This is a genomic window from Priestia sp. GS2 (assembly GCF_036409025.1).
GTDB classification, from domain to species: Bacteria; Bacillota; Bacilli; order Bacillales; family Bacillaceae_H; genus Priestia; species Priestia aryabhattai_A.
Genome location: NZ_JAZGJX010000001.1, coordinates 199,058 through 220,450, shown reverse-complemented (window position 1 = coordinate 220,450; position 21,393 = coordinate 199,058). Strand labels below are relative to the sequence as shown.

Here is a 21,393-nt window from a genome sequence, read left to right as displayed (position 1 = left end):
CTCAGACAATAAAAAAAGCAATGAGATTGATATCTCATTGCTTAACGAACGAAAAGTATATAAAACGTTCAATGCCGTGAGATAGCTCTCCAAGAAACATATTCTTGACAATCCTACATTTATTCAACGCAGAACCAGCAAATGACTCTATGAGATGTCATTCACTTCGGCAAATTTCCCTTTCCACATTCGTCTTTAGAGCTCATACTCTTCAAAACGTGTACTCTTAAAATTTGCACCTCTATCTTCACTTCAGTTTAATGAAGTGTCATATGAAATTATGTTCTAGCTTATCAGAGTTTAAACTGGAATTCAATACTAATTTTTTAAGGCTTCAACAATTTGCTCTGCAACCGACCTTGGAACTCCTGCATTTTGAATCTCTTCGATTGATGCTTCTTTCATTTTTTTAACAGACCCAAACTTTTGCAATAATGCTCTTTTACGCTTTTCTCCCACTCCTGGAATATTGTCTAATACAGACTGAAAAGCAGACTTAGAACGAACTTGCCGATGAAACGTAATAGCAAAGCGGTGAACCTCATCTTGAATTCGTTGAAGCAAATAGAACTCCTGGCTGTTACGCTCAAGTGGAACAATTTCAGGAGGGTCTCCAATCATTAAGTTAGATGTTCTATGCTTTTCATCTTTTACTAACCCAGCTGTAGGAATAAGCAACCCTAGTTCATTTTCCAAAACATCTTGAACAGCTGCTAAATGACCTTTTCCACCGTCCACAATAAGTAAATCTGGTAAAGGTAAACCTTCTTTTAATACGCGCATATATCGTCTTCTTACCACTTCACGCATTGAACCATAATCATCAGGGCCTTCAACTGTTTTAATTTTATATTTTCGATATTCCTTTTTTTCAGGCTTACCGTCAACAAAAACGATCATAGCAGAAACTGGATCTGTTCCTTGAATGTTAGAATTGTCAAAAGCTTCAATGCGATAAGGAGCTTCAATTCCTAGTGCTTGTCCTAGCCGTTCCACAGCACCAACAGTACGCTGTTCATCTCGTTCAATTAAATAAAACTTTTCTTTCAAAGCGATTTGGGCATTTTTTGAAGCAAGCTCAACAAGCTCTTTCTTTTTGCCTCGTTTTGGATGCTGAACGTCCACTTCTAACAGCTGTTCTGCAAGGTCTGCATTTACGGTTGCTGGTACAAGTACTTCTTTAGGCTTTAGGTTTTTTCCATAAAATTGTCCAATAAACGTTAAGAAATCTTCTTCTGGTTCGTTGTAAAACGGAAACATAGATACTTCGCGCTCAATTAGCTTTCCTTGTCGAATAAAGAAGACTTGCACACACATCCAACCCTTATCATAGGAGTAGCCAAATACATCACGATTAATAAAATCATTGAACGTTACCTTTTGCTTCTCCATTGTAGCTTCAATATGAGCAATTTGATCTCGATACTCTTTTGCACGTTCAAAGTCTAGCTCTTCTGAAGCTTTCAACATCTTTTCTGTCAATTCAATTTTCACCTGTTCATATCCACCGCTTAGAAAGCGCGTAATATTGTCAATAATTTCTTTGTTCTGGCTATCTGTAATATCATATACACAGGGAGCTAGGCACTGTTCAATATGGTAATATAAACATGCTCGATTAGGCATTGTCGTGCATTTGCGCAAAGGGTAAATACGATCTAATAGCCGCTTGGTTTCATTGGCAGCTTGAACGTTTGGATACGGTCCAAAATATTTCCCTTTATCCTTTTTAATTTTGCGCGTAATGACAAGTCGAGGGTGTTTTTCACTCGTAATTTTAATGAAGGGATATCCCTTATCGTCTTTCAGCATAATATTATATTTAGGGTCATGTTTTTTAATTAAATTCATTTCTAAAATAAGGGCTTCTAAATCTGAAGATGTCACAATATACTCAAAATCTACAATATCGTTAACTAGCCGCAGCGTTTTTCCATCATGAGACCCTGTGAAATAAGAACGAACTCGATTTTTTAAAACCTTTGCTTTTCCAACATAAATAACCGTTCCATGCTTATCTTTCATTAAATAACAACCCGGTTGCTCAGGTAAAATTACCAGTTTTTCTTTTAAATAAGGATTCATGTTGCTCTCCTTCCTTTAATACTCTTAACTTTCGCCAAAGTCTTCTTGCTTATCTATATTTATTATTCATCCATACAAAAATAAAAGGAAACGAATAAATGTTCGTTTCCTTTTATTATATCACTTTTAGAAAAAATGTACGAAACCGCCAATAAGATATAAGTAGTAAAAAAACCTAGCTGTAGCTAGGTTTTTATTACTTACGCGTGCTTATCAACTAATTCGGCTAATGCTTCTTTTGGTTGGTAACCAATAACTTGGTCTACCTTTTGCCCGTCTTTAAATAAGATTAAAGTTGGGATACTCATTACGCCGTGGCTACCAGCAGTTTCTTGGTTTTCATCCACGTCTACTTTTACGATTTTCACTTTCTCACCGTATTCTTGATCTAATTCTTCAAGAACTGGAGCGATCATTTTACATGGTCCACACCATGGTGCCCAAAAATCAACAAGAACTAGCCCTGAACCGATTTCATTTGAAAAAGTTTGATCTGTTGCGTGTGCAATTGCCATTCTAATTCCTCCTAAATATATGCTATATCTACATGATAAAGAAAGTATACCACCTTCATATAACAGTGGCTATTTATTTGCTTATACTTTTTAGCATATCAGTAACAACTTATTTACTACATAATACAGTCCTTTACAGACATGGAACATCTAAGGGCGAGTCATGCTAGATGACTTTATATAATACCTGTATCCTATTTTACACACCTTTAAACAATTCATTCATTATTTTCATAAGAAAAGTCTTTTCCACCATAGCGGGCAGAAAAGACTTTTTCTTATGAGGATTGTACTTTTAATTTTTTAAACTCTTCTGTAAGCATTGGTACGACTTCAAATAAGTCTCCGACAATGCCGTAATCGGCTACTTTAAAGATGTTTGCCTCTGCATCCTTGTTAATAGCCACAATAACTTTTGAATTCGACATCCCAGCTAAATGTTGAATGGCTCCTGAGATACCACAAGCGATATAGAGATCTGGTGTTACGACTTTTCCTGTTTGACCAATTTGAAGTGAGTAATCGCAATACTCCGCGTCACAAGCTCCACGGGATGCTCCAACTGCTCCACCAAGCACATCAGCTAATTCTTCTAGCGGCTTAAATCCGCCTTCGCTTTTTACACCACGTCCACCTGCAATAACCACTTTTGCTTCTGATAAATCTACCCCTTGAGTGGCTTTACGAACTACTTCTTTTACAATTGTACGTAGATTTTTAATTTCCACATCAAGTTCTTTTATATCTCCTGTACGGTTCGTATCTTTTTCCAACACTGAAATATTGTTTGGACGAATAGTAGCAAAAATAAAGTCGTCTGTAGAAATTTTCTTTTCAAACGCTTTTCCTGAATAAATTGGACGAGTAAAAACTAAGTTTCCACCTGCTACTTCAAGCGCTGTTACGTCTGATATCAGTCCTTTATCTAGACGAGCAGCCAGTTTAGGCGATAAATCTTTTCCTAAAGCCGTATGACCAAATATAATTGCGTTTGGTTTTTCTTCTTGAATAACAGTCAAGAGTGCTTGTGCGTAGCCATCAGATGTGTAGGAAGCCAAATCATCATGCTCAATTACAATGACTCGGTTTGCTCCGTAATGAATGAGTTCTTCCCCTAAATCTTTTACCCCTTTACCAACAAGAACTCCAACCACTTCTCCACCCTCGGCAACCGCTGTACCTGCCGCAATTGCTTCAAATGATACGTGTCGTAATGCACCTTCTCTTGCTTCTCCTAACACCAATACTTTGCGTCCCATCTCGATTCCCCCATTATCCTAAGCGTTTTTAAACTACTTTTGCTTCTGAATGCAATAGCGTAACCAACTCTTTTACCTGATCTTGAATATCGCCACTTAAAACCCGTCCTGCTTCCTTTTTAGGCGGTAAATAAATTTCGATTGTTTTTGTTTTTGCTTCAACATCATCTTCATCTAAATCTAAATCATCTAATTCCAGCTCTTCTAGCGGCTTCTTTTTCGCTTTCATAATACCTGGTAAAGATGGATAACGTGGTTCATTTAGACCTTGTTGCGCAGTAACCAGCAGCGGTAACGTTGTCTCAATAACTTCTGAGTCACCCTCTACATCTCTTACAACTGTTACGCTTGTTCCATTGATATCAAGCTTGGTTACCGTTGTAACGTACGGAATTTCTAATAATTCAGCGACACGTGGACCAACTTGGCCTGATCCTCCGTCGATTGCCACGTTTCCTGCTAAAACTAAATCCGGCGATTGGTCTTTTAAATACTGCGCTAAAATTTTAGCTGTTGTATATTGGTCTCCATACTCAACATCGTCTTCAATGTTAATTAACACTGCTTTGTCAGCTCCCATTGCGAGTGCTGTACGAAGCTCTTTTTCTGCTTCTTCACTTCCTACCGTTACAACCGTGATTTCTCCCCCGTGCTTATCTTTCAGCTGAATTGCTTCCTCTACTGCATATTCATCGTAAGGGTTAATAATAAACTCTGCTCCATCTTCTGCAATTTGACCGTTTTGTAAAGCGATTTTCTCCTCAGTATCGAATGTTCTTTTTAATAAAACATAAATATTCATTTATTTCCCCTCCTAAAGATAGTTACTTCCCAACAAACTTTGGCTCTCTTTTTTCAATAAAAGCCGTAACGCCTTCTTTTGCATCTTCCGTATTGAATACGCTTCCAAAAAGGTGCGCTTCTTTTTCTACACCCTCGTAATAACGGTTCGTTTTTGTATACTGTAGTAATTCAAGAGTTGCTTTTACAGAACTTGGGCTCTTTTTAGCAATAGCTTCTGCTATCGCTGTTACTTTTGAATGCAGTTCCTCCTCTTCGTAGGAAGCATTCGCTAGTCCAAGAGTTACCGCTTCCTTTCCCTTAATTGGTCTGCTTGTTAGCATCATTTCACATGCCTTAGCAGTTCCCACATAGCGTGGTAGTCGCTGGGTACCTGCAAATCCAGGAATGATTCCAAGCTGCAGTTCAGGTAGGCCAAGCTTTGCATCATGCGTAACAAATCGCATGTGGCAGCTCATTGCTAATTCTAACCCGCCGCCTAGAGCCGCTCCATGAATCATGGCAATAATAGGCTTTGAATAATTTTCAATATACTCGAATAAGTCTTGACCTTTTTTAGCTAAGTTTTCATATTGAGTGGACTGTTGTAAGGAAGTAAACTCTTTAATATCGGCTCCTGCACAGAAAAAGCGCCCTTCACCTTTTAGAATAATAGCTCGAGTTTCCTCAATTGTTTCGTACTTTTTTAATAGTTGTGAAAGCTCTTGTAATACGCCTTGAGACAACGCATTAGCAGGTGGGTTATTAAATGTAATAAACGTCATTCCTTGAATTGTTTCACTATACAAAGCGCTCAATTCTACTCACCTCTTGCTTCAATTTATGTAGAGCATGAGCTCTCCCCATTAAAGCGGAGAGCCACTGCATCCATTCATTAATAAATAGTGTACTTTTTTAGATAATTCGCTCAATTCGTAACGTTGATCATTCATCACCCATGTAGTGACCGTTTCATCAATTGTTCCAAATATCATTTGGCGTGCTAAACGAATATCCAAGTTTTCTGGAAACTCTCCTGTTTCAATTCCCTTTTGAAGAATGGTATCAATAACAGTAAGATAATCTTTTAATACATCATTAATTTTCAAACGAAGCTCTTTATTAGATTGTCTTAACTCTAACTGTGTGACAACTGCTAATGAATAATCGCTTGCTAAGAATGAGAAGTGTTTATCAATTAACATATACAGGCGTTCAGAAGCAGTGTTTACTTCAACGATTTCTTCCTGTATTTTTTCAATAAACTGCCCCATCTTTTCTTGAAATAAAGAAATTAATACGTCTTCTTTATTTTTAAAGTATAAATAAATCGTTCCATCAGCTACCCCTGCTTGTTTAGCAATCTTGGAAACCTGAGCATTATGGTAGCCGTTTTCAGCAATAACAATTACTGCTGCATCAATAATTTGCATGTACTTTGGCTTATTTCTTTTCAATCTAGATACGCTCCTTTAAAATATGAATGATGATTCATTCATATTTTTATAATAAAGAAATAAGATGATTCTGTCAATTGTGTTTTATAAAAAAAAGAGACGACGTTTATCACGTCGCCTTTTTTTGGCTTTCTTTTTCTTCCTCAACGAGTGCTCTCCTTAAAATCTTTCCGACTGCTGTTTTCGGAAGTTCTTTTCGAAACTCGTATACCCGAGGAACTTTATATGCCGCTAAATATTGACGTGAAAAAGTATTTAATTCTTCTTCTGTACATGATACACCATTTTTTAGAACAATGTAAGCTTTTACTGTTTCTCCTCTATATTCATCTGGAATCCCAACCACAACGACTTCTTGTACTTTAGGATGTTCATAGAGTATCTCCTCAATTTCACGAGGATAAATATTATATCCCCCTGCAATGATCATATCTTTTTTACGATCTACAATATAGAAGAACCCACTTTCATCCATATAACCAACATCACCTGTTTTCAGCCATCCATCTTGTAACACAGCTTCCGTTTCGTCAGGACGTTTCCAATATCCTTTCATAACCTGTGGACCTTTTACCACAATTTCACCAACTTCATTAATTGGCAAAGCTTCACCAGTTTCAAAAGAAACAATTTTGGCATCTGTATCTGGCCAAGGAACACCGACACTCCCTCTAATTCTCTTTGCCCAAACAAAATTAGAGTGTGTAACTGGAGAAGTTTCGGTTAAGCCGTAACCTTCTACTAACTTTCCTCCCGTTATTTCCTCAAATTTTTCCTGTACTTCAACAGGGAGAGGTGCAGAACCACTAATACATGAATCAATGGATGACAAATTATATTTGCTCAGATCTGGATGGTTTAATAACGCAATATAAATAGTTGGTGCACCTGGAAATAAGGTAGGCCGCTGCTTATGAATCGTTTTTAAAACACTTTCCGGATCAAATTTGGGTAATAAAATCATTTCATAACCTTCTAAAACAGATAAGATGAGTACGGTTGTTAAACCATATACGTGAAAGAACGGTAAAACTCCAAGAATCTTTTCCTGACCTTGTTTGCATCGATAAAGCCAATGAGAGCACATTGTTGCGTTCGCTACTAAATTTTTATGGGTAAGCATAACCCCTTTTGGAAATCCAGTTGTTCCACCAGTATATTGTAATAAGGCAATATCCGCATTAGAAGTAACGTCATATACAAAGATTTCAGATTCTCTTTTACGCTTCATAATAGTTGGGAATAGGTGCGTATCACCCATATGCTCAACTTGAACAGTGATGGTTTGCTGCTTTTTTTGTACATAAGGATATAATAGGTTTTTCGGGAATGGTAAGTAGTCTTTAATTGAAGTTGAAATAACGTGCTTAACTTTTGTTAACGCTTTCACTTTTGAAATGCGTGGATACAATAAATCTAAACCAATAATACATATTGCTTCTGAATCATTTAATTGATACTCTAATTCTCTTTCTGTGTACAACGGATTAGTTTCAACAACGATTCCTCCGGCTAAGAGAACCCCGTAAAAAGAAATAACAGCTTGAGGACAATTGGGCAGCATTATGGCGACTCGATCTCCGTGTTGGACACCTAGTTCCTTTAGGTATACAGCTAACGTAATGGCTTGCTCGTATAGTTCATGAAACGTGAGTCGTTTTCCTAAAAAATGCACAGCACATTTATGAGGATTCTTCTTAGCTGCTTCCTCAAAAAGCTGTGCTAATGTCTTTTCACTGTATGCAAGTGAATGAGGTACTTCAGGTGGATATTGAGAAACCCATGGCTTATCAAGCATACTGCTCCCTCCCTTTATTTTTAAAATTTTCTTTCTTCTTAAAGTATACTACTTTTGAACCAGCGGTTAGCATGACAAATAGTTATAAAAAAAGAGAAGAGGTTTTCACTCTTCTCTTCTCTAACTAACTCATGAAAAAAACAACAAATATATAAGGCCAATCACCATAAACAATCCACATAGTCCAATCAATACTTTTGCCAATAGTTCCATGTCTCTGCTCCCCTATCCAATTCCTGCACCAATGACAAACGACATGCCAACAGAAATAATCAATGAAATCAAGCCGACTGCGCGATTATCCTTTTCAATCTCGTCGTCGATTCGAAACTTTGGTGTTAAAAACTCAAAGATAAAGTAGCTGATTAACAAAAGAACAAATCCATAAATTCCCCAACCCAGCATTGTAAATAAATTATCATTATGCTCAATAGAGTATTTAAAAATATTGGCTAATCCAAATATTTTACCTCCTGTAGCCATGGCAACTGCAAGATTTCCCTTTTGAATCTCTTCCCAATTTTTATACTTTGTTACGAGTTCAAAAATCGCTAAAAATACAACGATACTTAATATAACAACGCTGTAGTAAGCAGCTGATTCCACGTACGGATCTTTCCAAAAATTATCCATTCCTTGCAGCTCTCCTCCCCCTCATTTTCTCTATTACTTAAATTCTACGACAGTAACACCTGTCCCTCCTTCACCAGCTTCGCCAAATCGAGCTGATTTAACCGAACGATGGTTCTTCAAGTATTCTTGCACACCTTTTCGTAAAGCACCAGTTCCTTTTCCATGAATAATAGATACGCGTGGATACCCTGCAAGAAGCGCATCATCTAAATATTTTTCAACTCGACTAAGTGCATTTTCAAATCTTTCTCCTCGAAGATCTAATTCTAAGCTAACGTGATAGTCTTTACCTTTTACCGTTGCAAGAGGCTTTGTTTCAACAGGTTTTGGTGAGTTAATATACTCTAAATCTTTTTCTTTTACTTTCATTTTCATAATGCCCATCTGAACTTGCCACTCATTACTCCCCGTACGCTCAATTAATGTGCCTTTTTGTCCCCATGTTAATACTTTTACTTCATCTCCTGACGACAGAACTCGTTCTTGCTTTTGAGGTTTAGAAACTTTCTTTTTACTCTTCTCCAATGTAGGGACTGCATCTTCTAGACGCTTTCTTGCTTCAATGAGCTCGTGCTCTTTAATCGATGCCTGCTGATTTTTTTGCATTTGTCGTAAATCTCGGATAATGTTTTCTGCTTCTTGTGATGCTTCCTTAATTGTATCTTCAGCTTTTTTTTCTGCTTTTTCATAGAGCTTATCACGCTGTTCATTAAATTCAATGATTTGACGCTGAAGCTCTTGATGAAGCTTTTCAGATTCCTTACGTAACATTTCCGCTTCAACTAGCTCAGCTTCTGATTTACGTCTGCTCTCTTCAAGAGCCGCAATCATGTTTTCTACTTTATTTGTCTCAGAACCAATATAACTCTTAGCATGATCGATGACTTTATCTTCTAGCCCTAGTCGCTTGGAAATTTCGAATGCATTACTTCGTCCTGGTACACCAATTAACAGCTTATAAGTTGGACTCAACGTTTCAATATCAAACTCCACGCTCGCATTTACAACACCAGCCCGGTTATATCCATACGCCTTTAATTCTGGATAGTGAGTGGTTGCAACCACTCTTGCACCGCATCCATATACTTCATCCAAAATCGAAATAGCTAGAGCTGCTCCTTCTTGAGGGTCTGTACCCGCTCCCAGCTCATCAAATAAAACAAGACTTTCGCTATCTACTTTCTTTAAAATATCTACTATATTAACCATATGAGAAGAGAACGTACTTAAACTTTGTTCAATTGATTGCTCATCTCCAATGTCAGCAAATACGTTTTTAAACACTGCCATCTCTGAACCGTCTAGCGCTGGAACTTGAAGACCTGCTTGAGCCATTAATGTAAATAAACCAATTGTTTTTAGCGTAACGGTTTTACCACCTGTATTAGGACCAGTGATAACAATTGACGTATAGTCATTACCAAGCTCAATGTCATTGGCTACCACTTCATCCTGTGAAATCAAAGGATGCTTCGCTTTAAATAGCTTAATGTAACCTCGGTCATTCATTTTTGGCTTTGAAGCTTTTAATTCATGACTATAACGGCCTTTAGCAAACATAAAATCTAATTCACCAAGCAAATAAACATTTTGTCTCAGCTCATTTGCTACTTCTGCTACTTGAGTCGTGAGTTCAATCAAAATCTTCTCGATTTCTTGCTTTTCTTTCATTTTTGCTTCTTGCAATTCATTATTTAACGTAACAATTGCTTGCGGTTCAATAAATAGTGTTGCACCTGAAGATGATTGATCGTGAACGATACCCCCGTAAGCACTTCGATACTCTTGTTTTACCGGAATAACAAATCGGTCATTTCGAATTGTTACAACCGTATCTGAGAGCATTTTTTGAGCAGAAGATGAGCGAACTAAGCTCTCTAGCTTTTGGCGAATACGTGATTCAGTCGAACGAAGTTTTTGACGAATACCTCTCAGCTGTTCGCTAGCACCATCTAGAACTGTTCCATTTTCATCGATACTCATCTTAACTGCTTGCTCTACTTCTGGGAGCGATATTAACTTTTCAATATGTTCTTGAATAATTGGAATTTGAACGTCTTCGTCTTCCGCTAACTGTTCAATAAATTGTCTTAATTGTCTCGCTGCATAAATTGTACCTGCAATATCTAAAAGCTCATTTGGACTTAATGTTCCTCCAATTTCAGCTCGTTTTACGCTTTGTCTCACATCCGAAATTCCTCCCAAAGGGGCATGTCCACGAAGCCTTAGAACCGTTGTTGCTTCATCTGTAGCATCCTGCCATTTTAACACCTGTTCATAGTCTGTAGATGGAACAAGCTGTTCTACTTTTTCTCTTCCTAGAGATGAGGCAACTTTTGTAGCTAGCTGTTCTTTTACTTTATTAAATTCAAGCACTTGAAAGATCCTTGGTTGCAAAATAAATTCCTCCTGATAATTATTACTCTTTATGGCGATTTAAAAATATCTTTAACTCATCTAAATTATACGTATTCAATACTGTTTCAGGCTTTAACCATCCCTTTACGCCAGTTGATACACCAACCTTCATGTCTTCTAACATCTCAAGGTTGTGAGCATCTGTATTAATAGCGATTTTCACCCCTGCTTCTTGTGCTTTTTTAATATGTTCTGCTGCTAAATCTAAGCGATTCGGGTTTGCATTTAACTCAAGCGCAGTATTGGTTTCTTTAGCAAGTGAGATTAACAAATCAATGTCCACATCATATCCTTCTCTTCGACCAATTAAGCGGCCGGTTGGATGTGCAATTAAATCTACATGTTGATTTGTTAATGCATTTTTCAAACGCATCATAATTTCTTCACGTGATTGTGAAAAGCTTGAATGGATAGACGCAATGACAAAGTCCATTTCCGCTAATAAATCGTCTTCATAATCAAGCGTCCCATCTGGTAAAATGTCCATTTCAATTCCTGCTAGAATTGTAAAATCAGTATATTTTTCATTTAACCTCTTTACTTCTTCTCGTTGCTTGCGAATACGTTCTGGTGTTAATCCATTAGCTACTTTTAAATACTGTGAGTGATCGGTAATAGCCATATATTCATAGCCTTTTGCTCGACACGCTTCAGCCATTTCTTCAAGCGAGTAACCTCCATCACTCCAAGTTGAGTGCATATGTAAGTCACCTTTAATATCCTCATGCTTTAAGAGCTCTTGGTTCTTTATAAACACATCTACTTCACGTCCATCTTCTCTCACCTCGGGTGGAATGAATGCTAGTCCAAAATGGTGATAGAACGCTTCTTCTGTTTCAAATGTTTGAAGTTCACCTGTTTCTACGTTTTCCACACCGTACTCACTAATCTTCTCACCGTTTTCTTTGGCTAATTGACGCATGCGAACATTATGATCTTTAGAACCCGTGAAATGATGAAGCGTTGTAACAAAAGCTTCATCTTGGACAAGACGGAAGTCAACAGATACATCATAATCATAGCCTAGCGTAACAGAAACTTTTGTATCTCCATTTGAAATGACATCTTTAACAAGTGGTAATGATACAAGCTGTTCTCGAACAGCTGCTGGGTTTTCCGTTGAAATGATAAAATCCAAATCTTTTACCGTTTCTTTCATTCGTCTAATACTTCCAGCTTGTGAATATCGAATAATATCTGTCATCGCTTCTAGTTGGCCTAGAATTTCTTCAGCAATTGGCAGCATGAATGCAAGTGGTAAACGCTCTGGTCTTTTTCCATATTCCGCGATTGCAGCTAAAATCTTTTCTTCCGTTTTCTTACCAAAGCCGGCTAATCCCTGCACTTTTTCATTACGGCAAGCTTCTTCTAATGAAATGATGTCCACAATGTCTAGCTCTTTATATAACTTCGCAATCTTTTTCCCACCTAATCCAGGAAGTTTCAAAAGTGGCACTAGTCCTTCGGGAACCTCTGTTTTCAAGTCGTCTAATACGGATGACTGACCTGTCTCTCTAAACTCTTCAATTACCGTCGCCGTACCTTTTCCAATTCCTTGTAGAGCTGTTACGTCTCCAATGTCGCTTAGGCTACGCTCATCGCTTTCAAGAGCTGCAGCAGCTTTACGAAAAGCAGAAATTTTAAATGGATTATCCCCTTTTAACTCCATATATATAGCAATAGTCTCCAAAAGTTTAATAACATCTTTTTTATTCATTATTCAACCTCGATTCAAGATTTATATGTATGAGTACCGTCTATCTTTATCTTTACTATTTTGACACTAAAAAGCTTTATTTACGTTTAGTCCTTCTTCATTATTGTAAAACAAAAAAAGAGGATTTCAAAAGTATTATGCCACTTCTGAGCAATCCTCTCCACTGTCTATTTAAATTAATTACTTATACCATACCGTATTCTGTCCACAAATCTTGAATAACAGATGATAGATAAGGTGTATTTTCTACAATATTTGTAGCAATTGCCGACTGCTGAATCGCCATTTGTACGTCATTTACAGGAAGAACAGCTCCAAGATATAGTAAAATGAATACAAGAACGTAAACCTCTACAAATCCTAATGCTCCTCCTCCCCATCTATTCAACTGACGTAAAATTGGAAGGTCCGTTAAAGCAGTTAGTACAGAACCAACCATACGTAAAACAAGACGGGTTACAAAGAACAAAATCGCAAAGGCAATCATGCGGTAAAACGCATCTTCAAGAAACGCAGGATCTAGTACAAATGAAGCAACGCTTTGCTGCTGCATATTTGGAAACGGAATTAACAAACGTAGTCGAGGTGCTAAATCTGCGCTAAAAATATAGGCCACAATAAACGCTACGGCAAAACTCACAAGATGAACAATTTGTAGTATCAGCCCGCGTTTTAATCCAGTAACAAATCCCAACAGCAGCAGGATAACTAAAATAATGTCTAACATTAGAAGTCTCATTCCTCTTTCCGATGAAGTTTTTTTTCTAACATTTCATATTCTTCTTTGAGCTTTACATACTCATTTACAATATTGACCGCAGTTAGAACAGCTAGTTTATTAATGTCTAAATACGGATTCTTTTTGCTAATCTCCCTCATTTTATCATCAACGATAGAAGCCACTAGTCGAATATGACTAGTACTTTCTGTTCCAACAATTTTATAGGGTTGGCCATATATATCAACTGTCGCACGTGTTTTATCTTGTCCTGACACGAGAAAGTCCTCCGTTCCACGAAAAATCCTAATCAATATCATATCATGAAGAAGACTGCAATGGAAACATATCAATATTTACGTTATTATAAAAAATAGACGTTTATTTGTAAAATAAGTTGACTTACCAGCTTATTGACAAAGAAAGGTGGAGACATATGTCACACGCTGTTTTAACACTGTCATCTGATGACATCTTCAAAATGAAAGCATTTTACACCCCGCATTTACAGGCTAAAGTGCCTGCTGGTGCATTATTTACTGCAAAAACAGGAAGTTGCTCAATCACTGCTTATAGATCTGGAAAAGTCCTTTTTCAAGGAAAAGATGCAGAGATAGAAGCTGAGAAGTGGGGCAAGACAACCGCGCCGACAAAAAAGAAAGTCTCTAAAGCCAATACAACTTTACCTCCAAATTTTAGTGAGCTGTCAGTAATTGGTTCTGATGAGGTAGGTACTGGTGATTACTTCGGTCCAATGACCGTTGTTGCTGCATACGTAAAAAAAGAACAAATTCCATTGTTAAAAGAGCTCGGCGTTCGCGATTCAAAAGATTTAACCGATCAAAAAATCATCTCACTTGCTCAGCAATTAATAAAAATTATCCCATACAGCTTGCTCGTTCTACATAATGAAAAGTACAATACTTTCCAAGAACGCGGGATGACTCAAGGAAAAATGAAAGCACTTCTTCATAATAAAGTCATTTTAAATGTGCTGAATAAGCTTAGTCCTGAAAAGCCAGACGCGATTTTAATTGATCAATTTGTTGAAAAAAATACTTACTACAAGCACATTGCTAACGAGAAAGCAATTGCTAATGAAAACGTATATTTTAGTACAAAAGGCGAAGGCGTACATTTGGCAGTAGCTGCTGCTTCTATTATTGCAAGGTATGCATTTTTAAAACAGATGGATAAGCTTTCGGAAACGGTCGGTATGACCATTCCTCGTGGCGCAGGCAAACAGGTGGATATCGCAGCTGCCTCCATTATTAAAAAGCACGGAGTCAAAGGTTTACACTCCATTGCTAAAACTCACTTCGCAAATACGGAAAAAGCTTTAGCTTTAGTCAAAAAATAAGGAAGCGCCCAAGGGCGCTTCCTTATTTTTTATGAACGTAAACTCGCTTTAAACTGTCCTTCGACCACTTTCAATACATTAGCATGAGCTGCTGATACTTCTTCATCCGTAAGCGTGCGCTCTGGATCTAGATAACGTAAAGAGAAAGCGACAGATTTTTTGCCTTCTTCCATTCTTTCACCATCATATAAGTCAAACACTGCAACTTCTTTCAATAGTTCTCCACCAGCTTCATAAATCGCTGTTTGAAGTTCTCCTGCTAATACTTCCGTATCCACAACAAGAGCAATATCTCTTGTAATTGATGGGAAGCGAGGAATTGCAGAATAGCGAACTTCTTCTATTTTCGCTGCAAAGATTGCTTTTAGGTTTAGTTCAAATACATATGTTTCGCGAAGACCATATTGTTTTTGTGTGACTGGGTGTAGCTGACCAACGTACCCAACTTCTTGACCGTTTAATACAACTGCTGCTGTACGGCCAGGGTGCATGCCCTCTTGGTGTGTAGGTTGATATCCAACTTGATTATTAAGACCTAATGTTGATAATAACCCTTCCACAACACCTTTGACCACATAGAAATCAGCTGCTTTCTTTTCGCCTTGCCAGCTGTGAGAATGCCATAAGCCTGTAATTGCACCCGCTACTCTCTCTTCTTCTGTTGGTAGCTTACCTTCTTCTGTGCCTAAGAACACAGAACCTGTTTCATATAACGCAATTGAATCCGTTTGACGGGCGTTATTATGTTTCACAGCTTCAAGTAAGTGTGGTACTAAGCTTTGACGAAGAACGCTACGGTCTTCACTCATTGGCATTGCTAGGCGAACTGTTAATGCAGTATTTAATGCAAACTGTGTTGCTTTATCCGCACTTGTTAATGAATATGTTGTTGTTTGAGCTAACCCAGCCCCTTCTAAGAAACGGCGTACTTTACGACGCTTTAGCTGATAATCTGATAAACGACCTGGCGTTGCTACAGTCACAGGAAGAGTTGTTGGCAGATGATCGTATCCATACATACGAGCTACTTCTTCCACGATATCTTCTTCAATTGTAATATCACCGCGACGCGTTGGAACGGTTACAATGATAGTATCCTCTTCCACTTTGCTTTCAAACTGAAGGCGATTCATGATTTCTTGAACTTCGTCCATTTCTAATTCTGTACCAAGAACGTGGTTAATACGCTCAAGCGCTACAGATACTACAGCAGGCTCAATTGTCATTTCATCAAATTCAACTGTTCCTGAAATAATTTCCCCACCAGCATACGCAGCCATTAGTTCAGCAGCACGATCAGCTGCTACGCGCGTACGGCTTGGGTCGATTCCTTTTTCAAAACGTGCACTTGCTTCACTGCGCAAACCGTGTTCTTTAGAAGTCTGGCGCACAGATAATCCGCGGAAGTAAGCAGATTCAATTAACACATTGACCGTGTCATCTTGCACTTCAGAATTCGCGCCTCCCATTACACCAGCCAAGGCAATTGGATCTTTGCCATTTGTAATAACAAGCTGATTTCCTTTCAGTACGCGTTTTTGATCATCAAGAGTTACAATTTCTTCACCTTCTTTTGCACGACGAACAACAACTTCTTTTGAGCCAAGACGATCATAATCAAACGCATGAAGTGGTTGGCCGTATTCAAGTAAAATGTAGTTTGTAATATCAACTACGTTATTATGTGGTCGAATGCCAGCTGCCATCAAGCGCGTTTGCATCCACAGTGGTGATGGCGCAATCTTAACATTTTTTACAACACGTGCTACGTATAGCGGATTATCCTCTTTTGCTTCTACTGCAACTGAAATGTAATCAGATGCTTTTTCTTCCGATTCTTGAAGCTCCACCTTTGGATATTTCACTTCGCGATTTAAGATTGCTGCTACTTCATGAGCTACGCCTAGCATACTTAAACAGTCTGAGCGATTTGGCGTTAATCCAAGCTCTAATACTTCATCATACAAGTTCAATGCCTCTAAAGCATCTGCTCCAACTTCAGCATCATTTGGGAATACGAAGATTCCTTCTTGATAGTCTTTTGCGACAAGCTTGCTTTCAATTCCAAGCTCTTGAAGAGAACAAATCATGCCGTTTGATTCTTCACCGCGAAGCTTAGCGCGTTTAATTTTAAAATTACCTGGTAATACGGCGCCCACTTTAGCTACGGCTACCTTTTGACCTTGTGCTACGTTTGGAGCACCACAAATGATTTGAACCGTTTCATCCCCAAGGTTAACTTGACAACGGCTTAACTTATCTGCGTTTGGATGTTGTTCACGTTCTACGACATGACCGATAACAACACCACTTATCCCTTTATTTAATTTTTCTACACCTTCAACTTCAATTCCACTTTTTGTGACTTTATCAGCAAGCTCTTCTGCTTTTACTCCTGATAAATCTACATATTCTTGCAACCAACGATATGATACAAACATGTTAGTCCCTCCTTTATACTTGTTTGAATTGATTTAAGAAACGAGCATCATTTGTATAGAAATGACGAATATCATCAACGCCGTGCTTTAACATAGCGATACGTTCTACACCGATTCCAAATGCAAAGCCGCGATATTTCTTCGAATCATAGCCGGCCATTTCAAGTACATTTGGGTGTACCATACCAGCACCTAAAATTTCAATCCACCCTGTTTGCTTACAAACGTTGCAGCCTTTCCCTCCACATTTAGCACACGATACATCTACTTCAACAGATGGTTCAGTAAATGGGAAAAAGCTTGGACGCAGACGAATTTCACGCTCAGCCCCGAACATTTTTTTCACAAACACTTCAAGTGTTCCTTTTAAGTCACTCATGCGAATATTTTCATCTACCACTAAACCTTCAATTTGCATAAATTGATGGGAATGCGTAGCGTCATCATCATCGCGACGATATACTTTACCAGGACAAATGATTTTAATTGGACTTTTTTCTTCATTTCCATTCATTACGCGCGCTTGTACAGTTGATGTATGAGTACGCAATAACGTTTCTTCGGTAATGTAGAACGTATCCTGCATATCACGAGCAGGGTGACCTTTTGGTAAATTTAACGCTTCGAAGTTGTAGTAATCTTGCTCTACTTCAGGCCCTTCAGCTACTTCATAGCCCATGCCTAGGAATAAATCTTCAACCTCTTCAATTACGCTTGTTAACGGATGATGCGTACCCACTTTAACTGGTCGGCCAGGCAGTGTTACATCAATTGTTTCTGAAGCTAGCTTGCGGTTAATTTCCTCTGCTTCTAGCGCTACCTGCTTTTCTTCAATCTTTGAAGCAATTGCTTCACGTACTTCATTTGCCAGTGCCCCCATTACAGGACGCTCTTCAGCAGATAATTTCCCCATTCCGCGAAGTACTTCTGTAATTGGTCCTTTTTTTCCTAAATAAGCTACACGTACATCATTCAATGCTTTTAAATCTTTTGAGTCATTAACTTTAACAATGGCTTCTTGTTGCAGCTCTTGTAAACGCTCTTTCATTGAATAATCCTCCTTTTGTTTTAAAAAATTGCAAATAAAAAAACCTCTCCCCAAAAAGGGACGAGGTTTAATCGCGTTACCACCCTTGTTAACCATACAAAAGCATGGTTCACTTCATTAACGTTAACGGAATATCCGGAACACCTTTACATCAAAAATGATGGTCCAAGTGTCAACTCAAGAGGTGAATTCACTTATCACGCTTATAAAAATGCTTTCAGTCACGGCATTTTCTCCCTGAATAACGTTACATAAGCTACTGCTCTCTATCACTGCTTTTCGCATATTTAGCTATTGTATTATTATAGTGAAAACGGCTAGCCGTTGCAACTACATTCCACGTAAATAGTACATTAAAATTGCTGATGCAATTGCTACATTTAAGGATTCACTCTTTCCAAAGATCGGTATATATAAGTTCTGGTCCGTTTCACTCAGCACCGTTGAGCTTACACCGTTCCCTTCGTTACCAACAATCAGAGCAAAAGCTTCTGGCTTTTCAACTTCTGTATACACCGAAGCATTTTGTAAGGATGTACCATACACGTTAATTCCAAGTTCCTTTATCTCTTTAATCGCACTAATTAAATCTTTCTTAATAACAGGCAAGTTGAAAATTGCACCTTGAGTCGAACGGATGACTTTACTATTATAAACATCTACACAGCCTTCTCCAATAATGACCGCATCGATTCCAGCCGCTTCGGCTGTCCGAATAATAGTTCCTACATTACCTGGATCTTGGACGGCATCTAACAGTACTAATCGACGCGCTGTCTGTATAACTGATGATGACTGGTTCTGGTAACATACTGCGGCAATTCCCTGGGGGGTTTCCGTATCAGCAATTGCTTTAATAACAGCAGACGTCACCACAATAATCTCAATCGTATCAACATTCCAATGCGATGGAATATCAACGTTATCAGCAACAATGAGATGCTTAATCATTTCTCTTTGGTTCAAGGCTTCTTCCACAAGATGAAAACCTTCCACCAAAAACAATCCTTGATTATCACGTTCTTTTTTTGTGTGTAATTTTTTCCATAGTTTAACCTGTGGGTTCTTCACGGAATCAATGCGCTTCACCAAACATAACTCCTCTATTTATCAATTTCAGTTACGATACATAAATTGAATGTGACATACACAAACTATTTTTGATTTTACTATCTATAGTTGAGGTGATCACGATGGATCTTAATTTACGAAATGCTATTATATCAAATGTTTCAGGTAATTCTCAAGAAGAGCTTGAAGCAACGATTATGGATGCTATTAAAAGCGGTGAAGAAAAAATGCTTCCGGGTCTAGGGGTGCTTTTCGAAGTACTATGGGAAAACTCACCTAAAAGTGAAAAAGAAGAAATTTTAACAACCCTTGAAAATAGCTTAAAGTAAGTATAAAAGGTGCACTCAAACTGAGTGCACCTTTTGTTTTATTCAAACGTAATTTTATTAACCGTTTCACGATCAAGTTTTTTAATCACTTCTGTAATTAACTTCACAGCATTTTCATAATCGTCGCGATGTAACATTGCAGCGTGTGAATGAATATAGCGAGTAGCAATTGTAATAGATAGTGCAGGTACTCCGTTAGCTGAAATATGAATAGCGCCTGAATCAGTACCACCGCCTGATATCGCATCAAATTGGTATGGAATGTTCATTTCATCAGCTACGTCTGTTACAAAGTCACGTAGACCTTTATGAGAAACCATCGATGCATCATATAAAATGATTTGCGGACCTTCACCCATTTTTGACGCTGCTTCTTTCTCTGACACCCCAGGCGTATCACCAGCAATACCTACATCTACCCCAAATGCAATATCAGGTTGAATAAGATTAGCTGATGTTTTTGCACCGCGTAAGCCCACTTCTTCTTGAGCTGTTCCAACACCGTATACAACGTTTGGATGCTCTTGCCCCTTTAAATTTTTGAGCACATCAATAGCAATAGCACAGCCGATACGATTATCCCATGCTTTTGCTAACAGCATTTTTTCGTTATTCATAACGGTAAATTCAAAATAAGGAACGATTTGATCTCCAGGCTTGACGCCCCACTCCATTGCTTCTTCACGGCTAGATGCGCCGATATCAATAAACATATCCTTAATCTCAACGGTCTTTTTACGCACTTCAGCTGGTAGGATATGCGGTGGTTTAGAACCAATAACCCCTGTAATATCACCTTTACGCGTTACAATTGTGACGCGCTGCGCTAGCATTACTTGCGACCACCAGCCACCTACCGTTTGAAAACGAATGAAGCCTTTATCATCAATTTGAGTAACCATAAAGCCAACTTCATCTAAATGACCTGCAACCATAATTTTAGGGCCTTTTTCATCTCCAACTTTTTCGGCAATAAGGCTTCCAAGTCCGTCTGTTGAAATGCTATCAGCGTAAGATTCAATATATCTTTTCATCACTTCTCTTGGTTCACGTTCGTTTCCAGGAATACCTTTTGCATCAGTTAAGTCTTTTAACATTTGTAATGTTTCATCTAACTTTTTCATCTATTCATACCCCTTTCATATGTATATCTTTTATTATATAAGAAAGCATTTTCAGAGGAAACGGTTTCTTCTTAATACCCTTCATCTTGACGCTTAAAGTTTACTTCATTTTTCATAATATAAGCCGTTTTCACTTCTTCAGCTGCAAAGCCAAGAACTTCTCCAAGTCCCATATATGAAGAGAACGCTTCTATGTACTGTTCTAGGCTTACGGTTGCTTTTAATTGTGTGAGCAAAGAGAACACGTGTAAGAATTGTTCTGTTGCAGTTTCTTTGTCCGCATTAACCGGAAGCTCTTCAATTGAATCAAACCCCCATTCAATCCCTAAAGATAACAAGAAATGAACGCCGTCTACGAACTCTTCTAAAATAATCTTTTTATCTGCTGACGGTTTTAGGCTCCAAAACTTAAAACAACGCGTTTCATTAGCCAGCTCACCTAATTCTACTAATAAAGCAAGAAGCTTGCGTGAAACCAAATCCTCGTTTTGAAGATTATGATTTGTTTCAATATGTTGGTCTAGCTGACGCTGCATGTTAAATAAAGACTTTAAGTTCATATCTAATCTCTCCTAAAATAAAATAAATATTAATATAAAACTAAAAATAAATGAAACCTTTTCCCCTTTTATACGTACTG

At 38.0% G+C, this 21,393-nt stretch carries 19 protein-coding genes, 1 riboswitch and 1 other annotated feature; of the genes, 2 read left to right on the top strand and 17 right to left on the bottom strand.

The window, feature by feature from the left end; translation table 11 throughout:
* Positions 1 to 74 precede the first annotated feature (74 nt).
* A riboswitch (Lysine riboswitch) is annotated at positions 75 to 252 on the bottom strand.
* A gap of 66 nt (positions 253 to 318) precedes the next feature.
* The 12 genes from uvrC to zapA form a co-directional block, all read right to left on the bottom strand.
* Positions 319 to 2,085, bottom strand: a complete 1,767-nt coding sequence (gene uvrC / locus V2145_RS01130) for an excinuclease ABC subunit UvrC (RefSeq protein WP_311856450.1) — start codon at positions 2,083 to 2,085, stop codon at positions 319 to 321.
* A 200-nt stretch (positions 2,086 to 2,285) separates the two neighbouring features.
* Positions 2,286 to 2,600: a thioredoxin gene (gene trxA / locus V2145_RS01125; protein ID WP_025907844.1), complete on the bottom strand. Its 315-nt coding sequence runs from the start codon at positions 2,598 to 2,600 to the stop codon at positions 2,286 to 2,288.
* 278 nt (positions 2,601 to 2,878) lie between these two features.
* Entirely contained in the window at positions 2,879 to 3,859 is a 981-nt protein-coding gene (locus V2145_RS01120; protein ID WP_210609394.1) for an electron transfer flavoprotein subunit alpha/FixB family protein, read from the bottom strand.
* 28 nt (positions 3,860 to 3,887) lie between these two features.
* The gene (locus V2145_RS01115; protein WP_311856447.1) at positions 3,888 to 4,661 is read right to left on the bottom strand and encodes an electron transfer flavoprotein subunit beta/FixA family protein; all 774 of its coding nucleotides are present in this window, start codon (positions 4,659 to 4,661) and stop codon (positions 3,888 to 3,890) included.
* Between the two features lie 22 nt (positions 4,662 to 4,683).
* Positions 4,684 to 5,424, bottom strand: a complete 741-nt coding sequence (locus tag V2145_RS01110; protein ID WP_330988115.1) for an enoyl-CoA hydratase — start codon at positions 5,422 to 5,424, stop codon at positions 4,684 to 4,686.
* 81 nt (positions 5,425 to 5,505) lie between these two features.
* The gene (locus tag V2145_RS01105) at positions 5,506 to 6,096 is read right to left on the bottom strand and encodes a TetR/AcrR family transcriptional regulator (protein WP_076512642.1); all 591 of its coding nucleotides are present in this window, start codon (positions 6,094 to 6,096) and stop codon (positions 5,506 to 5,508) included.
* Between the two features lie 109 nt (positions 6,097 to 6,205).
* On the bottom strand, positions 6,206 to 7,894 hold the full coding sequence (locus tag V2145_RS01100) for a long-chain-fatty-acid--CoA ligase (protein ID WP_330987262.1): 1,689 nt from the start codon (positions 7,892 to 7,894) through the stop codon (positions 6,206 to 6,208).
* 225 nt (positions 7,895 to 8,119) lie between these two features.
* Positions 8,120 to 8,527, bottom strand: coding sequence for a DUF350 domain-containing protein (locus V2145_RS01095; RefSeq protein WP_094911845.1), 408 nt, complete (start codon positions 8,525 to 8,527; stop codon positions 8,120 to 8,122).
* A 33-nt stretch (positions 8,528 to 8,560) separates the two neighbouring features.
* Positions 8,561 to 10,924: an endonuclease MutS2 gene (locus V2145_RS01090; RefSeq protein WP_311856438.1), complete on the bottom strand. Its 2,364-nt coding sequence runs from the start codon at positions 10,922 to 10,924 to the stop codon at positions 8,561 to 8,563.
* A gap of 22 nt (positions 10,925 to 10,946) precedes the next feature.
* Positions 10,947 to 12,662 (bottom strand): DNA polymerase/3'-5' exonuclease PolX, encoded by a 1,716-nt coding sequence (polX, locus tag V2145_RS01085; RefSeq protein WP_131888366.1) that lies wholly within the window; start codon positions 12,660 to 12,662, stop codon positions 10,947 to 10,949.
* 184 nt (positions 12,663 to 12,846) lie between these two features.
* The gene (locus V2145_RS01080) at positions 12,847 to 13,389 is read right to left on the bottom strand and encodes a CvpA family protein (RefSeq protein WP_094911847.1); all 543 of its coding nucleotides are present in this window, start codon (positions 13,387 to 13,389) and stop codon (positions 12,847 to 12,849) included.
* An 8-nt stretch (positions 13,390 to 13,397) separates the two neighbouring features.
* On the bottom strand, positions 13,398 to 13,658 hold the full coding sequence (zapA, locus tag V2145_RS01075; RefSeq protein WP_094911848.1) for a cell division protein ZapA: 261 nt from the start codon (positions 13,656 to 13,658) through the stop codon (positions 13,398 to 13,400).
* Between the two features lie 158 nt (positions 13,659 to 13,816).
* Here zapA and rnhC point away from each other — a divergent pair, with 158 nt between their 5' ends.
* Entirely contained in the window at positions 13,817 to 14,740 is a 924-nt protein-coding gene (gene rnhC, locus V2145_RS01070; RefSeq protein ID WP_311856434.1) for a ribonuclease HIII, read from the top strand.
* Between the two features lie 29 nt (positions 14,741 to 14,769).
* Here rnhC and pheT read toward each other — a convergent pair whose 3' ends face one another.
* From pheT to V2145_RS01055, 3 genes are all read right to left on the bottom strand, one after another.
* Positions 14,770 to 17,181 (bottom strand): phenylalanine--tRNA ligase subunit beta, encoded by a 2,412-nt coding sequence (gene pheT / locus V2145_RS01065; protein WP_330987261.1) that lies wholly within the window; start codon positions 17,179 to 17,181, stop codon positions 14,770 to 14,772.
* A gap of 13 nt (positions 17,182 to 17,194) precedes the next feature.
* Positions 17,195 to 18,229 carry a phenylalanine--tRNA ligase subunit alpha gene (gene pheS, locus V2145_RS01060; RefSeq protein WP_094911851.1) on the bottom strand — a complete coding sequence of 345 codons (1,035 nt, stop codon included), beginning with the start codon at positions 18,227 to 18,229 and terminating at the stop codon, positions 17,195 to 17,197.
* Between the two features lie 53 nt (positions 18,230 to 18,282).
* Positions 18,283 to 18,511 (bottom strand) — a binding site (T-box leader).
* 48 nt (positions 18,512 to 18,559) lie between these two features.
* Positions 18,560 to 19,318 (bottom strand): TrmH family RNA methyltransferase, encoded by a 759-nt coding sequence (locus tag V2145_RS01055; protein WP_094911852.1) that lies wholly within the window; start codon positions 19,316 to 19,318, stop codon positions 18,560 to 18,562.
* Positions 19,319 to 19,422: 104 nt separating this feature from the next.
* Between V2145_RS01055 and sspI the strand changes: the two genes are divergently transcribed.
* Positions 19,423 to 19,629: a small acid-soluble spore protein SspI gene (sspI, locus tag V2145_RS01050; RefSeq protein WP_061784967.1), complete on the top strand. Its 207-nt coding sequence runs from the start codon at positions 19,423 to 19,425 to the stop codon at positions 19,627 to 19,629.
* Between the two features lie 38 nt (positions 19,630 to 19,667).
* On the opposite strand, the gene V2145_RS01045 is transcribed toward sspI, so the two are convergent.
* Together V2145_RS01045 and V2145_RS01040 are read right to left on the bottom strand one after the other, a co-directional pair.
* Complete coding sequence (locus tag V2145_RS01045; protein WP_131888367.1) at positions 19,668 to 20,753, bottom strand: M42 family metallopeptidase; 1,086 nt, start codon at positions 20,751 to 20,753, stop codon at positions 19,668 to 19,670.
* Positions 20,754 to 20,824: 71 nt separating this feature from the next.
* Positions 20,825 to 21,313 carry a dUTP diphosphatase gene (locus tag V2145_RS01040; protein ID WP_094911854.1) on the bottom strand — a complete coding sequence of 163 codons (489 nt, stop codon included), beginning with the start codon at positions 21,311 to 21,313 and terminating at the stop codon, positions 20,825 to 20,827.
* Positions 21,314 to 21,393 lie beyond the last annotated feature (80 nt).

What these genes read in the sequence shown, in the direction of transcription:
- pheT (WP_330987261.1), bottom strand. Translation starts at nt 17,181, where the DNA reads ATGTTTGTATCATATCGTTGGTTGCAAGAATATGTAGATTTATCAGGA.
- V2145_RS01080 (WP_094911847.1), bottom strand. Translation starts at nt 13,389, where the DNA reads ATGTTAGACATTATTTTAGTTATCCTGCTGCTGTTGGGATTTGTTACT.
- rnhC (WP_311856434.1), top strand. Translation starts at nt 13,817, where the DNA reads ATGTCACACGCTGTTTTAACACTGTCATCTGATGACATCTTCAAAATG.
- V2145_RS01100 (WP_330987262.1), bottom strand. Translation starts at nt 7,894, where the DNA reads ATGCTTGATAAGCCATGGGTTTCTCAATATCCACCTGAAGTACCTCAT.
- trxA (WP_025907844.1), bottom strand. Translation starts at nt 2,600, where the DNA reads ATGGCAATTGCACACGCAACAGATCAAACTTTTTCAAATGAAATCGGT.
- sspI (WP_061784967.1), top strand. Translation starts at nt 19,423, where the DNA reads ATGGATCTTAATTTACGAAATGCTATTATATCAAATGTTTCAGGTAAT.
- V2145_RS01045 (WP_131888367.1), bottom strand. Translation starts at nt 20,753, where the DNA reads ATGAAAAAGTTAGATGAAACATTACAAATGTTAAAAGACTTAACTGAT.
- V2145_RS01115 (WP_311856447.1), bottom strand. Translation starts at nt 4,661, where the DNA reads ATGAATATTTATGTTTTATTAAAAAGAACATTCGATACTGAGGAGAAA.
- polX (WP_131888366.1), bottom strand. Translation starts at nt 12,662, where the DNA reads ATGAATAAAAAAGATGTTATTAAACTTTTGGAGACTATTGCTATATAT.
- V2145_RS01120 (WP_210609394.1), bottom strand. Translation starts at nt 3,859, where the DNA reads ATGGGACGCAAAGTATTGGTGTTAGGAGAAGCAAGAGAAGGTGCATTA.
- uvrC (WP_311856450.1), bottom strand. Translation starts at nt 2,085, where the DNA reads ATGAATCCTTATTTAAAAGAAAAACTGGTAATTTTACCTGAGCAACCG.
- V2145_RS01110 (WP_330988115.1), bottom strand. Translation starts at nt 5,424, where the DNA reads ATGACGTTTATTACATTTAATAACCCACCTGCTAATGCGTTGTCTCAA.
- V2145_RS01095 (WP_094911845.1), bottom strand. Translation starts at nt 8,527, where the DNA reads ATGGATAATTTTTGGAAAGATCCGTACGTGGAATCAGCTGCTTACTAC.
- V2145_RS01040 (WP_094911854.1), bottom strand. Translation starts at nt 21,313, where the DNA reads ATGAACTTAAAGTCTTTATTTAACATGCAGCGTCAGCTAGACCAACAT.
- pheS (WP_094911851.1), bottom strand. Translation starts at nt 18,229, where the DNA reads ATGAAAGAGCGTTTACAAGAGCTGCAACAAGAAGCCATTGTTAAAGTT.